This is a genomic window from Citrobacter sp. Cf125, from assembly GCF_030333935.1.
GTDB lineage: Bacteria > Pseudomonadota > Gammaproteobacteria > Enterobacterales > Enterobacteriaceae > Citrobacter > Citrobacter freundii.
Genome location: NZ_JAOWEY010000025.1, coordinates 101420 through 120489, shown reverse-complemented (window position 1 = coordinate 120489; position 19070 = coordinate 101420). Strand labels below are relative to the sequence as shown.

General features: G+C 53.7%; 15 protein-coding genes. 9 read left to right on the top strand and 6 right to left on the bottom strand.

The window, feature by feature from the left end; genetic code table 11:
* Nucleotides 1-136 precede the first annotated feature (136 nt).
* Nucleotides 137-913 carry an MBL fold metallo-hydrolase gene (locus OGV89_RS17270; RefSeq protein ID WP_286559028.1) on the top strand — a complete coding sequence of 259 codons (777 nt, stop codon included), beginning with the start codon at nucleotides 137-139 and terminating at the stop codon, nucleotides 911-913.
* An 18-nt stretch (nucleotides 914-931) separates the two neighbouring features.
* Nucleotides 932-1882, top strand: a complete 951-nt coding sequence (locus OGV89_RS17265) for a GlxA family transcriptional regulator (protein ID WP_044714418.1) — start codon at nucleotides 932-934, stop codon at nucleotides 1880-1882.
* Here OGV89_RS17265 and OGV89_RS17260 read toward each other — a convergent pair.
* A complete protein-coding gene (locus OGV89_RS17260; RefSeq protein WP_378141286.1) occupies nucleotides 1879-2487 on the bottom strand; it encodes a class I SAM-dependent DNA methyltransferase in 609 nt (202 codons plus the stop codon). The two genes, OGV89_RS17265 and OGV89_RS17260, sit on opposite strands and share 4 nt — an antisense overlap.
* A 164-nt stretch (nucleotides 2488-2651) precedes the next feature.
* On the opposite strand from OGV89_RS17260, the gene OGV89_RS17255 reads away from it, so the two are divergent.
* The 4 genes from OGV89_RS17255 to OGV89_RS17240 all read left to right on the top strand — a co-directional run bounded on the left by OGV89_RS17255 (nucleotide 2652) and on the right by OGV89_RS17240 (nucleotide 8669).
* Nucleotides 2652-3734 (top strand): LacI family DNA-binding transcriptional regulator, encoded by a 1083-nt coding sequence (locus OGV89_RS17255; protein ID WP_286559025.1) that lies wholly within the window; start codon nucleotides 2652-2654, stop codon nucleotides 3732-3734.
* Nucleotides 3735-3855: 121 nt separating this feature from the next.
* Nucleotides 3856-6939, top strand: a complete 3084-nt coding sequence (locus tag OGV89_RS17250) for a beta-galactosidase (protein WP_286559023.1) — start codon at nucleotides 3856-3858, stop codon at nucleotides 6937-6939.
* A gap of 51 nt (nucleotides 6940-6990) precedes the next feature.
* A complete protein-coding gene (locus tag OGV89_RS17245; RefSeq protein WP_003847667.1) occupies nucleotides 6991-8244 on the top strand; it encodes an MFS transporter in 1254 nt (417 codons plus the stop codon).
* Nucleotides 8245-8396: 152 nt separating this feature from the next.
* On the top strand, nucleotides 8397-8669 hold the full coding sequence (locus tag OGV89_RS17240; RefSeq protein WP_003838662.1) for a YceK/YidQ family lipoprotein: 273 nt from the start codon (nucleotides 8397-8399) through the stop codon (nucleotides 8667-8669).
* Nucleotides 8670-8713: 44 nt separating this feature from the next.
* Here the strand turns inward: OGV89_RS17240 and prpE are convergent, their stop codons facing one another.
* From prpE to prpB, 4 genes are all read right to left on the bottom strand, one after another.
* Nucleotides 8714-10600, bottom strand: a complete 1887-nt coding sequence (gene prpE / locus OGV89_RS17235) for a propionate--CoA ligase (protein WP_130714939.1) — start codon at nucleotides 10598-10600, stop codon at nucleotides 8714-8716.
* A 40-nt stretch (nucleotides 10601-10640) separates the two neighbouring features.
* Entirely contained in the window at nucleotides 10641-12092 is a 1452-nt protein-coding gene (locus OGV89_RS17230; protein ID WP_016149668.1) for a bifunctional 2-methylcitrate dehydratase/aconitate hydratase, read from the bottom strand.
* Nucleotides 12093-12255: 163 nt separating this feature from the next.
* On the bottom strand, nucleotides 12256-13425 hold the full coding sequence (gene prpC / locus OGV89_RS17225) for a bifunctional 2-methylcitrate synthase/citrate synthase (RefSeq protein WP_003838667.1): 1170 nt from the start codon (nucleotides 13423-13425) through the stop codon (nucleotides 12256-12258).
* A gap of 80 nt (nucleotides 13426-13505) precedes the next feature.
* Nucleotides 13506-14387, bottom strand: a complete 882-nt coding sequence (gene prpB, locus OGV89_RS17220; protein WP_057064072.1) for a methylisocitrate lyase — start codon at nucleotides 14385-14387, stop codon at nucleotides 13506-13508.
* A 252-nt stretch (nucleotides 14388-14639) separates the two neighbouring features.
* On the opposite strand from prpB, the gene prpR reads away from it, so the two are divergent.
* Nucleotides 14640-16250 carry a propionate catabolism operon regulatory protein PrpR gene (gene prpR / locus OGV89_RS17215; protein WP_016149666.1) on the top strand — a complete coding sequence of 537 codons (1611 nt, stop codon included), beginning with the start codon at nucleotides 14640-14642 and terminating at the stop codon, nucleotides 16248-16250.
* A 32-nt stretch (nucleotides 16251-16282) separates the two neighbouring features.
* Here prpR and yahO read toward each other — a convergent pair whose 3' ends face one another.
* Nucleotides 16283-16558, bottom strand: coding sequence for a DUF1471 family periplasmic protein YahO (gene yahO / locus OGV89_RS17210; protein ID WP_003021310.1), 276 nt, complete (start codon nucleotides 16556-16558; stop codon nucleotides 16283-16285).
* Nucleotides 16559-16830: 272 nt separating this feature from the next.
* On the opposite strand from yahO, the gene OGV89_RS17205 reads away from it, so the two are divergent.
* Nucleotides 16831-17463 (top strand): LysE family transporter, encoded by a 633-nt coding sequence (locus OGV89_RS17205; protein ID WP_003847678.1) that lies wholly within the window; start codon nucleotides 16831-16833, stop codon nucleotides 17461-17463.
* Nucleotides 17464-17542: 79 nt separating this feature from the next.
* The gene (locus tag OGV89_RS17200) at nucleotides 17543-18931 is read left to right on the top strand and encodes a diguanylate cyclase (protein ID WP_143114134.1); all 1389 of its coding nucleotides are present in this window, start codon (nucleotides 17543-17545) and stop codon (nucleotides 18929-18931) included.
* Nucleotides 18932-19070: the final 139 nt, after the last annotated feature.

Sequence of the window (19070 nt, the reverse complement as noted above, 5' to 3'; positions counted from 1 at the left end):
ATTACTTTAATTACATAATTGATATATGTAATCTGTTATTGGCCCAATCCCATCGCTAGTCGCCCATTTGCCCACATTCATCTTCTGGACAACACTCTACGATGACACCACTGATCCAACACGTGGAGCAAACATCATGAACATCACGCAAATCCGTAACGCCACGCAGCACATCACCTTTGGCGGTAAAACTTTTCTGATTGATCCGATGCTAGCGGATAAAGGTACTTATCCGGGCTTTGCCGGAACGGCTCGCGCCGAGATCCGCAACCCGACCGTTGATCTGCCTGTCGATATCGACACGCTGCTCAACGTTGATGCGCTGATCGTGACCCATCTGCATGAAGACCACTGGGATGAAGCAGCGGCTCGTGTCGTGCCGAAAGACAAACCGATTTATGTGCAAAACGATCGCGATGCGCAGGTACTGCGGGAACAAGGTTTCACGCAACTGACCGTACTGACGCAAAACACCGCGCTTGGTGATATCACCCTGCGTAAAACCGGCGGCCAGCACGGTTCGGATCGCGCTTACGCCATCCCGCAAATGGCTGAGCGTCTGGGTGATGCCTGCGGGGTTATCTTCCAGCATCCGGCGGAAAAAACGCTGTATCTGGTCGGGGACACCATTTGGCGCGACGAGGTGGAAACCAACATGCGGACTTTTCAACCAGGCGTGGTCATTCTGAACGCAGGCTTTGCCCACGTTATCGGGTTTGGCCCAATTATCATGGGCGCGGAAGATGTGCTAAAAACCCACTTCGTACTACCTGAGGCACAAATTGTGGCGACCCACATGGAGGCGATTAACCACTGTCTGCTTACCCGCGCGGCCTTGAAAGAGTACACCCGCGACAACCAGATTGCGCAATTCATTAACGTGCCGGAAGATGGCGAAACCCTGACGTTTTAAACTCCACAGAGGAATCGTATGCAACCGCTTAACGTCGCCATTGTCGCCGTGGAAGATTTCAGCCCGTTTCACTTCTCAGTGCCGTGCATTATTTTCAGTGACAAAGTGGCGGCGAAAAAGCGCTTTGAGGTACAACTGTGCGCCGAACAGCCGGGCATAGTTTCCTCGCAGGATGGCTTCGCCATTACCGCAGCCTACGGCTATGAAGCAGTGGAGGCCGCCGACATTGTAGTGATCCCCTGGTGGGGCACCACGGCACATCGACCACCACAAAGACTGCTTGATGCGCTCAACTGCGCACGACAAAACGGCGCGCAAATTGTTGGGTTATGTCTGGGCGCGTTTGTTCTCGGCTATGCCGGTCTGCTGGATGACAAACGGGCAGCTACGCACTGGGAGTTCGAGCAGGATTTTCAGGCGCGATTTCCGGCGGCCCGTCTGGATATCAACGCGCTATACGTGGATGACGACGGTATTATTACCTCGGCAGGGACCGCAGCCGCGCTGGATTGCTGCCTGTACGTCATCCGCCAGCGTTTTGGCAGCACGGTGGCGAATCAGATTGCCCGACGGATGATTGTGCCGCCACATCGCGAGGGCGGCCAGGCACAGTTTATCGAACAACCGGTAGCGAAAAATACCCAGGATCAGCGCATCAACGCCCTGCTCGACTATTTGCGCCAGCATCTCCACGAACCGCATAATCTCGACGAGCTGGCGCAGCGAGTGATGATGAGCCGTCGTACCCTCACTCGTCATTTTATGAAGGCCACCGGGTCAAGCGTAGCCGAATGGTTGATTGCCGAGCGCCTGCGCCGTAGCCAGACGTTGCTGGAGTCCAGCCAGTTACCCGTTGAACGCATTGCAGAACAGGTTGGTTTTCAGTCGCCTGTCACCTGGCGTCAGCATTTTAAATCCCACTTTGGTGTTAGCCCGGCTGAATGGCGTAAAACCTTTCGCGGCGATTAGCCTCTTTTTTGCGCCAGCCAGACAGTGTGCCCGGCGCATTGCGGATCTTCCATCACCATCTCGACTACCGCAAAACCATGCGCTGACAGCAATGCGCGGTATTCGTCCGGCGCGAGGCTGGCGTGAAACAGCGGCTCACCCTCAAATTGCCCCATCGCGATGCCATTGTCCGTACCGCTGGTAAACATCAGCGCGCTGCCGGGATGGCTGAGGCGGTCAAAAATCGGGAACATCTTTTGCTGGTCCTGCTGAGTTAAATGGAAAAAACTGTCCCAGGCGATCAGACCATCGAAAGTCTCATTGAGTGCCAGTTCGCGCATATCCTGCTCCAGCCAGCGCTGTGCGGGAAAAGTGTTTCGGGCCCGCGCCAGCATCGCCGGGGAACCATCAACGCCGGTAAGCTGAAAACCTTGCTGGATAAAATAACCGGCAATCGGCTGACCGTTGCCGCAGCCAATATCCACAATGCTGCCCTGCCCGCCCATCACGGAAATGAATTTATCGAGCCAGCTTTTCTCGAACAAGGTGCGCGAGCGCTGGCTGGCAAAGGCATCCGCATGACGTCGGTAGATGGACAGAATATTATTTGCCGCAGAGTCGCTCACAATGTCCTCACTTTTTTCTTCTGTTAAGAAGAACGACGATAAATGCTCCAGCACACGATCCGCAACCCTGGAATGCGCCTCGCAGAACCTATGCGTAAATCCCCCAAAACCGTCCCGCTGTGGCATCATAGCGCGCAGATAACGTCATGACAGGGGTGATAAACGTGAAACCGGTAACGCTATACGATGTGGCAGACCATGCATGTGTCTCTTACCAGACCGTCTCGCGCGTCGTTAATCAGGCCAGCCACGTTTCCGCAAAAACCCGACAAAAAGTTGAGGCCGCGATGGCGGAACTCAATTACATCCCTAACCGCGTCGCACAGCAGCTGGCTGGCAAACAGACGCCGCTGATTGGCGTTGTGACGGCGAACCTTGCCCTGCATGCCCCCTCACAAATCGTTGCCGCCATAAAATCCCGTGCCGACCAGTCCGGTGCCAGCGTGGTGATCGCCATGGTCGAGCGCAGCGGCGTTGAGGCATGTAAAGCCGCGGTCCACAACCTGCTTTCTCAGCGCGTAACCGGGCTTATCATCAACTATCCACTGGATGAAGAAGACGCCATTGCCGTGGCCGCCGCCTGCGGTACGGTGCCGGTGCTGTTTCTCGATGTCTCTGACCTGACGCCAATTAACAGCGTGATTTTCTCGCATGACGACGGCGCGCGCCTCGGCGTTGAACATCTGGTGCAGTACGGACATCAGCGTATCGCCCTGCTGAGCGGACCGCACACTTCCGTTTCGGCAAGGCTTCGCCGTTCGGGCTGGCACAAGTATCTGGCACATTACCAGCTACAACCCGTTATGGAGCTGGAAGGCGACTGGAGCGCGATGTCTGGTTTTCAGCAAACGATGCATATGCTGAATAACGGTAACCTCCCTACCGCCATGCTGGTCGCTAACGATCAAATGGCGCTGGGCGCGATGCGCGCAATCAGCGAGTTCGGTCTGCGGGTGGCGGTAGATATCTCGGTGATTGGCTACGATGATACCGAAGACAGCGCCTGCTACATTCCACCGCTGACCACCATCAGGCAAGATTTTCCGTTATTGGGTGAAACCAGCGTCGACAGGCTGCTGCAACTTCCCCGTGGCGAATCAACCGTGGGCAACCAACTGCTGCCCGTCACCCTGGTTAAGCGCAAAACGGTTCTGCCACCCAACACCCAAACCACCTCACCCCAGGCGCTGGCCGATTCATTGATCCAGCTCGCGCGGCAAGTTTCTCAGCTCGCACCCAAATTGTGAACGCACAACAATTGTGTGAGTCAGTTCACTCATTGAACGCCCCAGCCTTTACAGTTGGGATCGCTTATCCGTATTTTGATTGAAATTGTGAGCGAATAACAAATTCAAACAGGATACCGTTATGAACCTGAACACAGATTCACTCTCCGCTGTTCTGGCCCGCCGTGACTGGGAAAATCCCGGCGTCACGCAGCTCAACCGCCTGGAGGCGCATCCACCGTTCTGTAGCTGGCGTTCAGCAGATGACGCACGTACGAATCAGCGTTCAAGTCAGTTACGCTCGCTGAATGGCCGGTGGCAATTTGCCTGGTTTGCCGCGCCGGAGGCTGTGCCGGAAAGCTGGCTTACAAGCGATCTGCCACAAGCTGATACTGTCAACGTCCCCTCGAACTGGCAGATGGACGGTTACGATGCGCCAATTTATACCAACGTCACCTACCCAATCCCGGTTAACCCTCCGTACGTTCCGGCACAGAACCCGACGGGATGTTACTCGCTCACATTTCATATTGACGATGCCTGGTTAGATGAGGGTCAGACGCGCATTATTTTTGACGGCGTGAACTCCGCATTTCATTTGTGGTGCAACGGCCGCTGGGTCGGCTACGGACAGGACAGCCGCCTGCCATCTGAATTCGATCTTAGCGATTATCTGCAGCACGGCGAAAACCGTCTGGCGGTGATGGTGCTGCGCTGGAGCGATGGCAGCTATCTGGAAGACCAGGATATGTGGCGCATGAGCGGTATTTTTCGCGACGTATCTTTGCTGCATAAGCCCACAACGCAAATTCGCGACCTGCGCATTAATACCCGGTTTAACGACGACTTCAGCCGCGCCATGCTGGCAGTGGAAGTCAGAGTAGCGAGCAACGAGAGCGAAGATTTACGCGTAGCCCTGCAATTGTGGGAGGGAGAAACGCTCACAGCCGAAACGAATTCCCCACTCGGCAGTGAGATTATTGATGAACGCGGTGCTTATCATGACCGGGTGACTCTGTGTCTGAACGTCGAAAAACCGGCTCTGTGGAGTGCCGAAACGCCCAATTTGTACCGCGCCGTTGTGCAGCTGCGCACCGCGGACGGAGCGCTGATAGAAGCGGAGGCCTGTGACGTCGGCTTTCGTCAGGTTTGCATTGAAAACGGACTGCTGTTACTCAATGGTAAGCCGCTGTTGATTCGCGGTACCAACCGCCATGAGCACCATCCGATCAACGGTCAGGTGATGGATGAGGCGACGATGGTGCAAGACATCATCCTGATGAAGCAGAATAACTTCAATGCCGTGCGCTGCTCCCATTACCCAAATCACTCGCTGTGGTACACCCTGTGCGATCGTTACGGCCTGTATGTCGTCGACGAAGCCAACATTGAAACCCACGGCATGGTGCCGATGAATCGCCTCACCGACGATCCCGCATGGTTGCCTGCCATGAGCCAGCGCGTCACGCGTATGGTGCAGCGCGATCGCAACCATCCGAGCATTATTATCTGGTCTCTGGGCAATGAATCCGGCCATGGCGTCAATCACGACGCGCTCTACCGCTGGATAAAATCAGAAGACCCGTCACGCCCGGTACAATATGAAGGCGGCGGCGCAAATACCGCAGCGACCGATATTATTTGCCCGATGTACGCCCGCGTCGATCAGGATCAGCCCTTCCCCGCCGTCCCCAAATGGTCGATTAAAAAGTGGCTGTCGATGCCCGGCGAGCAGCGTCCGCTGATCCTTTGTGAATATGCCCACGCCATGGGCAACAGTTTCGGTGGCTTCGCCAAATACTGGCAAGCATTCCGTCAGTATCCGCGCCTGCAGGGCGGCTTTGTCTGGGACTGGGTGGATCAGTCGCTGATTAAATATGATGAAAACGGCAAAGCATGGTCAGCCTACGGTGGCGATTTCGGCGACACGCCTAACGATCGTCAGTTTTGCATGAACGGGCTGGTGTTCGCCGATCGCACCCCACACCCGGCGTTATACGAGGCCAAACATGAACAGCAGTTTTTCCAGTTCACGTTACTGCCGGGCGCTGAACGCCAGATTGAAGTGACCAGCGAATATCTGTTCCGCCGCAGCGATAACGAAGTTCTGCACTGGTCTATTGCCCAGGACGGCAACCCGCTGGCCGCCGGAGAAATCGTTCTGGATATCGCTCCACAGGGTCGCCAGGTGATTACCCTGCCAGATGTCCCGATGCCGGAAACCGCAGGTCAGCTGTGGCTGACGGTACGCGTAGAACAACCTCAGGCAACCGCGTGGTCAGACGCCGGGCACATCAGCGCCTGGCAGCAATGGAAGCTTCAAGAGAAGCTCAGCCTGACGCAACTGCCGTCTGCCCGCACCGCGCCACAGCTCAATGTGAGCGAAAACGTCTTTACCGTTGAGAACGACAACAAGCGCTGGCAATTCGACCGTCAGTCTGGCCTGCTGACACAGTACTGGATTGGCGATTCAGCCCAACTGTTAACTCCGCTTACTGACCAGTTCACCCGCGCCCCGCTGGACAACGACATCGGCGTGAGCGAGTCAACCCGCATCGACCCTAATGCCTGGGTCGAACGCTGGAAGGCCGCCGGTCACTATCAGGCTGAAGCAACGTTACTACACTGTGCTGCCGACACGCTGAGCGATGCGGTACTGATCACCACTGAACATGCGTGGCAGTATCAGGGCGAAACGCTGTTCATTAGCCGAAAAAGCTACCGCATTGACGGCAAGGGTGAAATGCAGATAACGGTGGATGTCGACGTTGCCAGCGGTACGCCGCATCCGGCCCGCATCGGCCTGAGCTGCCAGTTAGTGCAGGTCGCAGAGCGAGTGAACTGGTTAGGTCTCGGTCCACATGAGAACTACCCGGACCGTCTGGGCGCCGCCTGTTTTGATCGCTGGGATCTGTCGCTTGATGAGATGTACACCCCGTATGTTTTCCCAAGTGAAAACGGTCTGCGCTGCGGCACGCGCGAACTGCACTACGGCGCGCACCAGTGGCGTGGGGACTTCCTGTTCAACATCAGCCGCTTTAGCCAGCAGCAACTGATGGAAACCAGCCACCGCCATTTGCTGCAGCCTGAGGCGGGCACCTGGCTCAATATTGATGGCTTCCATATGGGCGTTGGCGGCGATGATTCGTGGAGCCCTTCCGTGTCGCCGGAATTTCTGCTGAGCGCCGGACGCTACCACTTCCAGTTCGTCTGGGGCCAAAAATAATAATATAAGTTGGGCAGGCCCAAACCTGCCCGCATTTATAGGAAGTCTGTTATGTATTATTTAAAAAACACTAACTTTTGGATGTTCGGCTTTTTCTTCTTCTTTTACTTTTTTATTATGGGCGCGTATTTCCCCTTCTTCCCTATCTGGTTACACGAGGTAAACCACATAAGCAAAGGCGATACCGGCATCATCTTCGCTTGTATCTCACTGTTTTCTTTGTTATTCCAGCCAATTTTCGGACTACTATCCGACAAGCTTGGCCTGCGTAAACATCTACTGTGGGTAATTACCGGCATGCTGGTAATGTTTGCCCCGTTCTTTATTTACGTTTTTGGTCCGTTATTACAAGTTAATATTTTACTGGGTTCAATTGTCGGTGGGATTTACCTTGGCTTTATTTACAATGCCGGCGCTCCGGCGATTGAAGCCTATATTGAAAAAGCCAGCCGCCGAAGCAACTTTGAATTTGGTCGCGCGCGCATGTTTGGTTGCGTAGGCTGGGCGCTGTGCGCCTCGATTGCCGGCATTATGTTCACCATCAATAACCAATTTGTCTTTTGGTTAGGCTCCGGATGCGCGGTCATTTTGGCATTGCTGCTGTTATTTTCAAAAACAGATGCCCCCTCTTCAGCAAAAGTCGCGGATGCGGTAGGCGCCAATAACTCGGCATTCAGCCTGAAGCTGGCGCTGGAGTTATTTAAACAACCAAAACTTTGGTTCCTTTCCCTGTACGTAGTTGGCGTTTCCTGTACTTACGATGTGTTTGACCAGCAGTTCGCCAACTTCTTTACCTCGTTCTTTGCCACCGGCGAACAGGGTACCCGCGTGTTTGGCTACGTCACGACGATGGGAGAATTACTCAACGCCTCAATCATGTTCTTTGCGCCGCTGATTGTGAATCGCATCGGCGGCAAGAACGCCCTGCTGCTGGCTGGTACGATCATGTCGGTAAGGATTATTGGCTCCTCATTCGCCACCACTGCGCTGGAAGTCGTTATTCTCAAAACGTTGCATATGTTTGAGATACCGTTCCTGATCGTCGGTTGCTTCAAATACATCACCAGTCAGTTTGAAGTGCGTTTCTCGGCGACGATTTATCTGGTGTGTTTCTGCTTCTTCAAACAGTTAGCAATGATTTTCATGTCAGTTCTGGCCGGGAAAATGTATGAAAGTATTGGTTTCCAGGGAGCTTATCTGGTGCTGGGGATCATTGCGCTGAGCTTCACGTTGATTTCCGTATTTACCCTAAGTGGACCGGGGCCGTTTTCCCTGCTGCGTCGTCGCGAAAGCGTCGCGCTGTGAAAGCATCTTTGCCGGATGCACCTCACGTGGTTTATCCGGCCTACAACGCGTCATCTTCACACGACCATCCTGACCTGGAGGTTTAAGTTCTGCGGGCAACAAACCGCTTTTTTACCGTTATGGTAAAACGGGGCGAGAAGCCAGGTCATAGCATGAGCAGAAAGACAATTGCGGTAACGGCGCTCTTTATCAGCGCACTACTTTCAGGATGTGGCAGCATTGATGCACGCACGGCAGGCGAGAATTCAGATACCTATTACGTGGGTATGCATCATGATATTGATAAACTAAAAAACCCAGGCGCTTACGATTATAACTATTTCGATTTAGCGCTGTTGTTTGTTGATGTGCCGTTATCGTTCGTGGCCGATACGGTTTATGCGCCGTTTGATTACTATCACGGGCCGTATAAGAAAGTGGATTAGAACGTAGGCCCGGTAAGCATTGCGCCACCGGGCATCACACGATGTTACTCCTCGATCGCCTGACGGATTTGCAGCAGCGACGCGGGATCGTCAATGGTCGTCAGATCGCCGGGATCGCGGCCTTCGCAGATCGCCTGGATCGTCCGTCTGAGCATTTTACCGGAACGTGTTTTCGGCAACTGCGACACAAACCAGACGTGTGCCGGACGGCCAAAGTTGCCAATCTGGCTGTCCACCAGCGCCATAATCGCCTTCTCTTCCGAATGTGCGATGTCGCGATCTTCAAGGCTGTCGCTCTGTTTCGGAATAACAAACGCGACCGCTACCTGCCCCTTCAGCGCGTCCTTCACGCCGACTACCGCCACTTCCGCAACGTTCGGATAGCTGGAAATACTCTCCTCGATCTCGCGCGTCCCCAACCGGTGCCCTGCCACGTTTATCACGTCATCCGTACGCCCCAGAATGAAGTAATAGCCGTCAGCGTCACGAATGCCCCAGTCAAAGGTGGCGTACACCTGGCGAGAAAACAGCGACCAGTAGGTATTCACAAACCGCGCGTCATCGCCCCAGATGGTCTGGATACAGCCCGGCGGCAGCGGCCCTTCAATCACCAGCATACCCTTCTCATTCGCCGCACAAGGTTCACCGGTCACCTCATTGAGCAGTTGTACGTTGTAGCCGTACATCGGCACGCCGGGACTGCCCAGACGCGACGGCCTGTCGTCCAGCCCGCGGGCAATTGCCATAATCGGCCAGCCTGATTCGGTCTGCCAGTAGTTATCGATAACCGGGACGCCCAGCGTTTCTGTTACCCAACTGGCGGTTGGTTCGTCCAGCGGTTCCCCCGCCAGATACAACACCTCCAGCGAGGAGAGATCGTGATTACGGATTTGCGCGGTCGGGAATTTCTTCAGCACGCGGATGGCGGTCGGGGCGGAGAACATCCGGCAGACCTGATACTTCTCAACAATTTTCCACCATACACCACAGTCCGGATACGTTGGCAGACCTTCGTAAACCACCGTCGCCATCCCCGCCAGCAGCGGGGCATACACGATATACGAATGCCCAACTACCCAGCCGATATCCGACGCGCAGAAGAACACGCCGCCCGCTTTACCGCCGAAAATGGTGTCCATCGAGGTCGCCAGCGCGACCGCATAGCCGCCAACGTCGCGCTGGACGCCTTTCGGTTTACCGGTTGTCCCGGAGGTGTAGAGAATGCAGGATGTTTCGTTTGATTCCAGCCAGACAACTGGTACCCGCGCGCCGAGATGCTGTTGGCGCAGGGCGGCAAAGTCGAGGTCACGTCCCTCGACCCGCGCCATTTTCGCCAGACCGCGATCGACCAGCACCACATGACGCGGTCGGTGCTGCGCCTGTTCGATCGCATCATCGAGCAGCTTTTTATACGGCAGGATCTTGCCCCCGCGCGCCCCGGCATCCGCCGAGACGATAACCACCGGTCTGGCGTCGTCGATGCGCGCCGCCACGCTGTGCGAGGCGAAACCACCGAACACCACCGAATGAATTGCCCCAATGCGTGCGCAGGCCAGCAGCGTAATGTGCGCCTCGGCGATCATCGGCATATACACCAGCACCCGATCGCCACGCTGTACGCCCAGCGACAATAGCATCGCCGCCGCGACGTTCACTTCGTCATACAGCTGACGAAAGGTAAAAGTGCGTTCTTCTTCAGTTTCTGATGACACAGCAATCAGCGCCAGCGCGTCAGGCTGTTTCTCCAGCCAGCGGTCGATAGCGTTATGGCACAGATTGGTCGTGCCGCCGCAAAACCAGCGGGCAAACGGCGGGTTGCTGTGGTCCAGTACCTGCGTATACGGCTGCTGCCAGTCAATACGCTGGGCCTGCTCGGCCCAGAACGACTCCGGTTGCGTTATAGAACGTTGATAAAACTCGCTATAAGACATAATGCTCTCCTGTTGAACTTACGCCTTGCTGCACGCTGGTTTAAATAATGAAGAGATCCATATACTCATTGACCGGCATCTGCTCCAGGCGAGTTCTGTCCAGGGAGACATCCAGGATGCGCTGCTGCTGACGGGTCGGGAACTGACGCGCCAGGTTGATTTTGAACTTCTCGACCAGCTTCGGCATGCCGTCAGTACGACGACGCGCATGGCCGATTGGGTATTCCACTACCACTTCTTCAAAGCGTGAGCCGTCGGTGAATTCCAGAGTGATGGCGTTGGCGATGGCGCGTTTTTCAGGGTCGTGGTAATCGGCGGTAAAGGCCGGATCTTCGAAGCAGTTGATCTTCTCGCGCAGTGCATCAATACGTTTGTCCTGCGCCACGCCGTCTTCGTAATCTGCCGCCGTTAAGCGCCCGAACAGCAGCGGAATGGCCACCATATACTGGATACAGTGATCCCTATCCGCCGGGTTATTCAGCGGGCCTTTTTTATCGATGATGCGGATACAGGCTTCGTGCGTACGAATGGTCACTTTTTCGATATCGGCAGCGGTCTTACCTGCGGCCTGTAGCTGCTCGTACAGCGTCATGGCCGCTTCTACCGCGGTCTGCGAGTGGAACTCGGCCGGGAAGGAGATTTTAAACAGCACGTTTTCCATCACATAAGAGCCGTACGGGCGCTGGAAGCGGAAAGATTCGCCTTTGAAAGAGACGTCATAGAAGCCCCAGGTTTTCGCCGTCAGCGCAGACGGATACCCCATCTCACCGGTTTTAGCCATCAATGCCAGACGTACCGCGCGCGAGGTCGCATCGCCTGCGGCCCAGGATTTACGCGTGCCGGTATTTGGCGCATGGCGATAAGTACGCAGCGACTGGCCGTCGACCCACGCCAGCGACACGGCGTTGAGAATTTCATCCCGGTTCAGGCCAAGCATCTCAGCGACCACCGCCGTGGAAGCCACTTTTACCAGCAGGACGTGATCGAGACCAACACGGTTAAACGAGTTTTCCAGCGCGATACAGCCCTGAATCTCATGAGCTTTGATCATCCCGGTCAGCACCGTTTTCATGGTCAACGGCGCTTTCCCCACCGCCACCGCATTACGCGACAGCCAGTCAGCCGTGGCCAAAATACCGCCGAGGTTATCAGAAGGATGACCCCACTCAGCGGCAAGCCAGGTATCGTTGAAGTCCAGCCAGCGGATCATCGCACCGATGTTAAACGCCGCCTGCACCGGGTCGAGCTGGAACTGGGTGCCAGGTACGCGCACGCCGTTCGGTACCACTGTACCTGGGACGACCGGCCCCAGCAGTTTTTTACAGGCCGGATATTCCAGCGCTTCCAGGCCGCAGCCTAAGGTATCAAGCAGGCAATAATGCGCAGTGTCATACGCCACCTTCGAAGTGATCTCGTAGTTCATGACGTAATCAACGATATCAACGATTTCACGGTCAAATTCGGGGCGGACGTTCGAAATATGTGCGGACATAGGGTACATTTCCTGTTTTTTATCTTTATACCCGTCATACTTCAAGCTGCATGCGCGTTGGCTACGCTCGCTCCCCCCAGTCACATAGTTCGCTATGCTCCTGGGGATTCACTCACTTGCCGCCTTCATGCAACTCGAATTATTTAGGGTATGAGGTTTTGAATTAGCAACGTTTTTCAATCGGGACAAATTCGCGATCTTCCGGGCCGGTATAGTTGGCGGAAGGACGGATAATTTTATTGTCCTGGCGCTGTTCGATGATGTGCGCCGCCCAGCCGGTGACGCGGGCGATGACAAACAGCGGGGTGAACATTTCGGTGGGAACGCCCATCATGTTGTAAGAGACCGCCGAGAACCAGTCGAGGTTGGGGAACATCTTTTTCGTTTCCCACATTACGTCTTCCAGACGGTCGGCGATGTTGTACATTTTCAGCGAACCACCTTCCTGAGAAAGCTGTTTCGCCACGCGCTTGATCACCTGATGGCGCGGGTCGGCGATGGTGTAAACCGGATGACCAAAGCCAATCACCACTTCTTTGTTTTCCACGCGTTTACGGATATCTGCTTCGGCTTCGTCCGGCGTTTCGTAGCGCTGTTGGATCTCCAGCGACACTTCATTCGCCCCGCCGTGTTTCGGTCCACGCAGTGCGCCAATCGCGCCGATAATCGCGGAATACATATCGGAGCCGGTCCCGGCAATCACGCGGCTGGTAAAGGTGGAGGCGTTAAATTCGTGCTCGGCGTACAGCACCAGCGAAATATGCATCGCTTTTTCCCAGCTTCGCGACGGTTTTTCGCCATGCAGCAGGTGCAGGAAGTGACCGCCAATGGAATCATCGTCAGTTTCCGGCTGAATACGCTCGCCGTTATGGCTGTAGTGATACCAGTACAAAAGGATTGAACTGAGCGATGCCAGTAGCTTGTCGGCAATATCGCGCGCGCCTGAGACGGTATGACCTTCTTTTTCCGGCAGCGTACAGCCCAGCGCGGAGACGCCGGTGCGCATCACATCCATCGGATGCGAGGCAGCAGGCAGCGCTTCCAGCACGGTGCGTACGTTAGCGGGCAGTCCGCGCAGCGCTTTGAGTTTGCTTTTATAGGCGGTGAGTTCATCGCGGGTGGGTAATTTCCCGTGGATCAGCAGATGCGCGACTTCTTCAAATTCGCACTGCTGCGCCAGGTCGAGAATATCGTAGCCACGATAGTGCAGGTCGTTACCGCTTTTGCCTACGGTACACAGCGCAGTATTTCCGGCGGCAACACCTGACAGCGCAACCGATTTTTTAGGTTTAATGACATGGGTACTATTTTGCAGGATCGTTGTGTCGCTCATGTTGTCCTCGTCATTTTTATAATATGTAGGGTACAAATTTATTGCCGGATGGCGGCTGTGCCTTATCCGGCCTACGACGGTTACTTTTTGCTATACAGCGCGTCGAGTTTCTCTTCGAACTGGTAGTAATTGATGCTTTCGTACAGCTCGTTACGCGTCTGCATAATGTCGATCACGCTCTTTTGCGTTCCTTCCTGACGCAGCACGTTGTAAACCTTTTCCGCAGCGCGGTTCATAGCGCGGAAAGCCGACAGCGGATACAGCGCCATCGCGACGTTTGCGCTGCGCAGTTCATCGGTGGTGAACAGCGGCGTAGCGCCAAATTCGGTAATGTTGGCGAGGATCGGCACCTGCACCGCGTCGGCAAACTGGCGGTACATCGCAAGCTCGGTGATAGCTTCCGGAAACAGCATGTCCGCGCCTGCTTCGACGTACGCCTGGGCACGATCGATGGCTGCCTCTAACCCTTCTACCGCCAGCGCATCGGTCCGCGCCATGATGACAAAGTTGGGATCGGTACGTGCATCCACCGCGGCGCGGATCCTGTCGACCATCTCTTCTTTAGAGACGATCGCTTTGTTCGGGCGATGGCCGCAGCGCTTGGCGCCGATCTGATCTTCAATATGCAGCGCGGCAGCCCCGGCTTTGGCAATCGACTTCACGGTACGCGCCACGTTGAACGCTGACGATCCAAATCCGATATCTGCATCCACCAGCAATGGCAGCGGGCAAACATCCGTAATGCGACGAATATCAGTCAGCACATCATCAAGGGTTGAAATACCAAGATCCGGCAGCCCCAGCGACCCCGCAGCGACGCCGCCGCCGGAGAGATAAATCGCCTGATACCCGGCGCGTTGGGCCAGCAGAGCGTGATTGGCGTTGATGGTGCCCACGATTTGTAATGGATTTTCTTTGCTGAGCGCAGCGCGAAACGCCAGCCCTGGGGAGTGTAGAGACATATCCCGTCCTCTTGTTATCAACTTGTTAGCATTCGTTGATTTACTTAAAGCAAGGGGTATGCCAAAGACCTTAATTTTTAATTAATTTATATATTTCCCTTAAAAAACAATACATTAATATAAGTTACTGTATCTTTATTGCACAAAAGCGTGTCAGCTATCGTTTCATGAAACGTTCCTTCATGTTTCATTGCAACATTTATGAAACACAACTAAACCCTAATACTCGGTTCCTTACTTTTTGGGTTAGTTATGGCTGATACGCATCTTCCACCGCGGGTGAACGACGACAAACCGGTTATCTGGACGGTTTCTGTCACGCGCCTGTTCGAACTGTTTCGCGACATCAGCCTGGAGTTCGACCACCTGGCGACCATCACCCCCATTCAGCTTGGTTTCGAAAAAGCGGTGGCGTATATCCGCAAAAAACTGGCTACCGAGCGTTGTGATGCCATTATTGCGGCTGGCTCCAACGGGGCGTATCTGAAAAGCCGTTTATCGATCCCGGTGATCCTGATTAAACCCAGCGGATTTGACGTGCTACAGGCGCTGGCAAAAGCAGGAAAGCTCACCTCGTCGATTGGCGTCATTACCTATCAGGAAACCATTCCTGCGCTTCTCGCCTTTCAAAAAACCTTTAATTTGCAGCTTGAACAGCGCAGCTATATCACCGAGGAAGATGCCCGCGGGCAAATCAACGAGCTGAAGGCTGGCGGCACGCAGGCGGTAGTTGGTGCGGGATTGATTACCGATCTGGCAGAAGAAGCAGGTATGACCGGCATCTTTATCTATTCGGCGGCCACCGTGCGCCAGGCCTTTGTCGATGCGCTTGATATGACCCGCCTGACGCTGCGTAGAAACGGTCAGTACGCTTCTGGCGATACGTTACGCACCCGCTACGCGCTCGGTGATATGCGCGGTCATTCTGCGCAGATGGAACAGGTGCGACACACCATTATGCTCTACGCCCGCTCGCGTGCGCCGGTGCTAATTCAGGGTGAAACCGGTACGGGCAAAGAGCTGGCGGCACAGGCCATTCACCGTGAGTTTTTCACTCGTCAGGAGAATCGGCGCGGTAAACCCTCGCCGCCGTTTGTTGCCGTCAACTGCGGAGCAATCACCGAATCATTGCTGGAAGCGGAGCTGTTCGGCTATGAAGATGGCGCCTTTACCGGCTCTCGTCGGGGAGGACGCGCGGGCCTGTTTGAAATTGCTCATGGCGGAACCCTTTTTCTTGATGAGATAGGCGAGATGCCGCTGCCGTTACAAACCCGGCTGCTGCGCGTACTGGAAGAAAAAGAGGTCACCCGAGTCGGTGGGCATCAGCCTATTCCGGTCGATGTCAGGGTGATTAGCGCCACACACTGTAATCTGGAGCAGGAGATGAAACAGGGGGAGTTTCGTACCGATCTGTTTTATCGCCTGAGCATTTTACGCCTCAAGCTGCCGCCGCTACGCGAGCGATTGCCCGATATCCTGCCGCTGGCGGAAGGTTTTTTAAAACAGTCGCTGGCGGAACTGGATGTGCCGTTTTCTGAGCCAGTACGCAAGGGGCTGGGTTTAAGTCAGCCGACGTTACTGAATTATGGCTGGCCGGGGAATATCCGCGAACTGCGTAATATGATGGAGCGCCTGGCGCTATTTTTAAGCGTCGAGCCGCAGCCGGAGCTGAATGTTGATTTTTTACAACAGCTATTACCGGAACTGGCCATTGTTGCAGACTCACCACAATCATCGTCATTGCTGACGCCGCAGCAGGTGTTAGCACAATTCAATGGTGATAAAACCGCGGCTGCACGCTATCTCGGAATTAGCAGAACCACGTTCTGGCGCAGATTAAAAGAAAACCCGCCGGTACAATGACCGGCGGGAATCGTGATTTTTACAGCAGCGTATTATTTTTTCTTGTAGATATTGGCTGTGCCATGGATTTTATTATCCGTTTGACCGGAAGTTAATACCACAACATCGGCACCTTTCTCTTCGGCTTTCTTCAGCAGTTCTTCTTTGGCATCTGCGACAGAAACTTCATTGCTCGTTGAGATATCACCGATTTTTGTGTACTGCGACTCAACCTTTTCAAACTCAAGCTTTGTCATAAACTCCGCGGCATATGCGTTGGTCACGACAAAAGCTAACGCACCAATAAGTACTTTAATTCCAGTTTTCATAGACCAGCTCCAGGTTTTGTTATGACGCCATCATCGATCCCTGAACATGAGATAACGCGATTCAAGGATGATTAATAACTAGTCCAGCCTGGATAAAAAATCCACACTCAGCAGAAATATATAGAAATTTTGCAGCGCAGAAAAACCGGCCGTCGAGTATCAGCACATCAACCAGATCAAAGTTTCAATAGCCAGTGTGAGTTGATCCTCAGAACAGCCAGCTCGCTGAAATTATAGTGTTAACTTTATGAATATTTGAGGAATGGTTGCCTATGGAACCGCTACACGCCGTCATGCTCACTGTTAGCCTGTTTGTTTTAACCTTTTTTAACCCCGGCGCAAATCTGTTCGTAGTGGTACAAACTAGCCTGGCATCCGGACGACGCGCAGGTGTGATGACCGGTCTGGGGGTCGCCTTAGGTGATGCGTTTTACTCCGGCCTTGGGCTTTTTGGTATGGCAACGCTAATCACCCAGTGTGAAGAGATATTTTCATTGATTAAGATTGTCGGCGGCGTCTATCTGCTGTGGTTTGCCTGGAACAGCATCCGCCATCAGGCCACGCCGCAAATGCCCACGCTACAGCAGCCGATTTCCGCCCCCTGGTATGTATTTTTCCGCCGAGGATTACTAACGGATTTATCGAACCCGCAAACCGTACTGTTTTTTATTAGTATCTTCTCGGTCACCTTAAGCGCAGACACACCTACGTGGGCCAGACTGATGGCCTGGGCAGGTATTGTGTTGTCTTCCGTTATCTGGCGTATTTTTCTCAGCCAGGCATTTTCTTTGCCTGCAGTGCGACGGGCGTATGGTCGCATCCAATGCGTTGCCAGCCGAGTCATTGGCGCAATAATAGGTGTCTTCGCGCTCAGGCTTATTTATGAGGGTATTAGCCATCGATAAAAGAGTTTAACTTGACCATCGTGAGGTAATTGTCCGTAATACTGCCTGAATTTTTAATCGCACGTTGAGTGGCAGCGAGATGGAACAGATTGAACCGGTAAACGACACATTACTCCTTACAGAATGGCAGGCGCTGATACGACAAACATCGCCTGACGTTCACACGCTCCTCACATCGTTAAGCGATGAAGAGATCCACCATTTAGTGACCGTTTTTTATGACTATATGCTCTCTCATGCCCAGAGTGCATTGTTCCTCAATACAGAACAGGTCAGTACCCGCCTCAGCGGCAGTATGTTTGACTGGTTACGCAGCGTGCTCGGCAGCGCGCACGAAGATCTCTCACAGCTGCTGGCCAAACAACGCAAAATTGGCGTAGTGCATGCCCGTATCGGTCTGCCCATCGATCTGGTGAACCGCGGCGCGCGTAAGCTTAAAGATGAGCTGTATCGGGTGTTGAAAACCAAAGCTGACGACTCGTCTTCCCTGCTGAGCAATGCTATCTGTTTCAGCAGTCTGGCAATGGATACTGCGCTGGAGGCCATGACCGTCTCCTATTCCCCAAGCTACCAAAACTCCCTGCATACACAAGAGCAGTATCGTCTGCAGACTATTTACGATGACGTTAACGTCGAGCGCGAACGGCAAATACGTTCGTTTACCGACTGGGAAAACCAGTTTATCTATAACATTGCCACCGGAATGCCTTTCGGTGAAATGGTGTTTCTGGCGAACTCTGATTTTGGTATGTGGTTCTCGCATAAGGGAAAACATATTCTTGGCAACAGCAATTTGCTCAAAGAAATGGAATCACTGATTGCAGAGATCGACACCCGTCTGACGACAACCCTGTCACCTCAGCATCAGCCCACAGAACCCGAGCGGATGAGCTTATTACAGGATGTTCGCCAGCTGTCGGCAAAAATCCATTTCCTGCTCGCTTCAATGTTTGAGGCGCTGGTTAAGCAGGAAAATGGTAAAGATTCGCTGACCCAGTTGCTTAATCGCCGCTTTATTCCGACCATCATGCGACGTGAAATCTCGCTGGCGTTACATGCGCATAAGCCTTTTAGCCTGGCGATGCTGGATATCGACTACTTCAAGCAAATTAACGATAACTTCGGGCATAATATCGGCGATCTGACGCTCAAAAATGTCGCAGCGGTCATTTATGAACATATCCGTAGCAGCGATTACGTGTTCCGCTACGGTGGTGAAGAATTTATGATTCTGCTCGTCGAGTCAGATGAATCGCAGGCCAGTATTATTCTGGAAACGCTGCGCATGAAAATTGCTGAGATGCGCATGGCAGCCTCTGCGACAGAAACGTTTTCTATTACCGTCAGTATCGGTATTGCCGAATATGATTATCATCCCGACTACAAACAGCTGGTTGATAAAGCCGATCGCGCACTTTATCTGGCAAAAAGTAATGGTCGCGACCGCGTTGAGGTTTATCAGGAATAACCATTGCCCTGCAGAGAAATAAATACCCCGTTCAGGGTATTTATCTGGCTTGCGATAAATATCGAGCTGTTATTTTTATTCAGGCATATTTGCATGATGAAAATAACAGCCACGTAATAAGATGCAAATCAAATACACC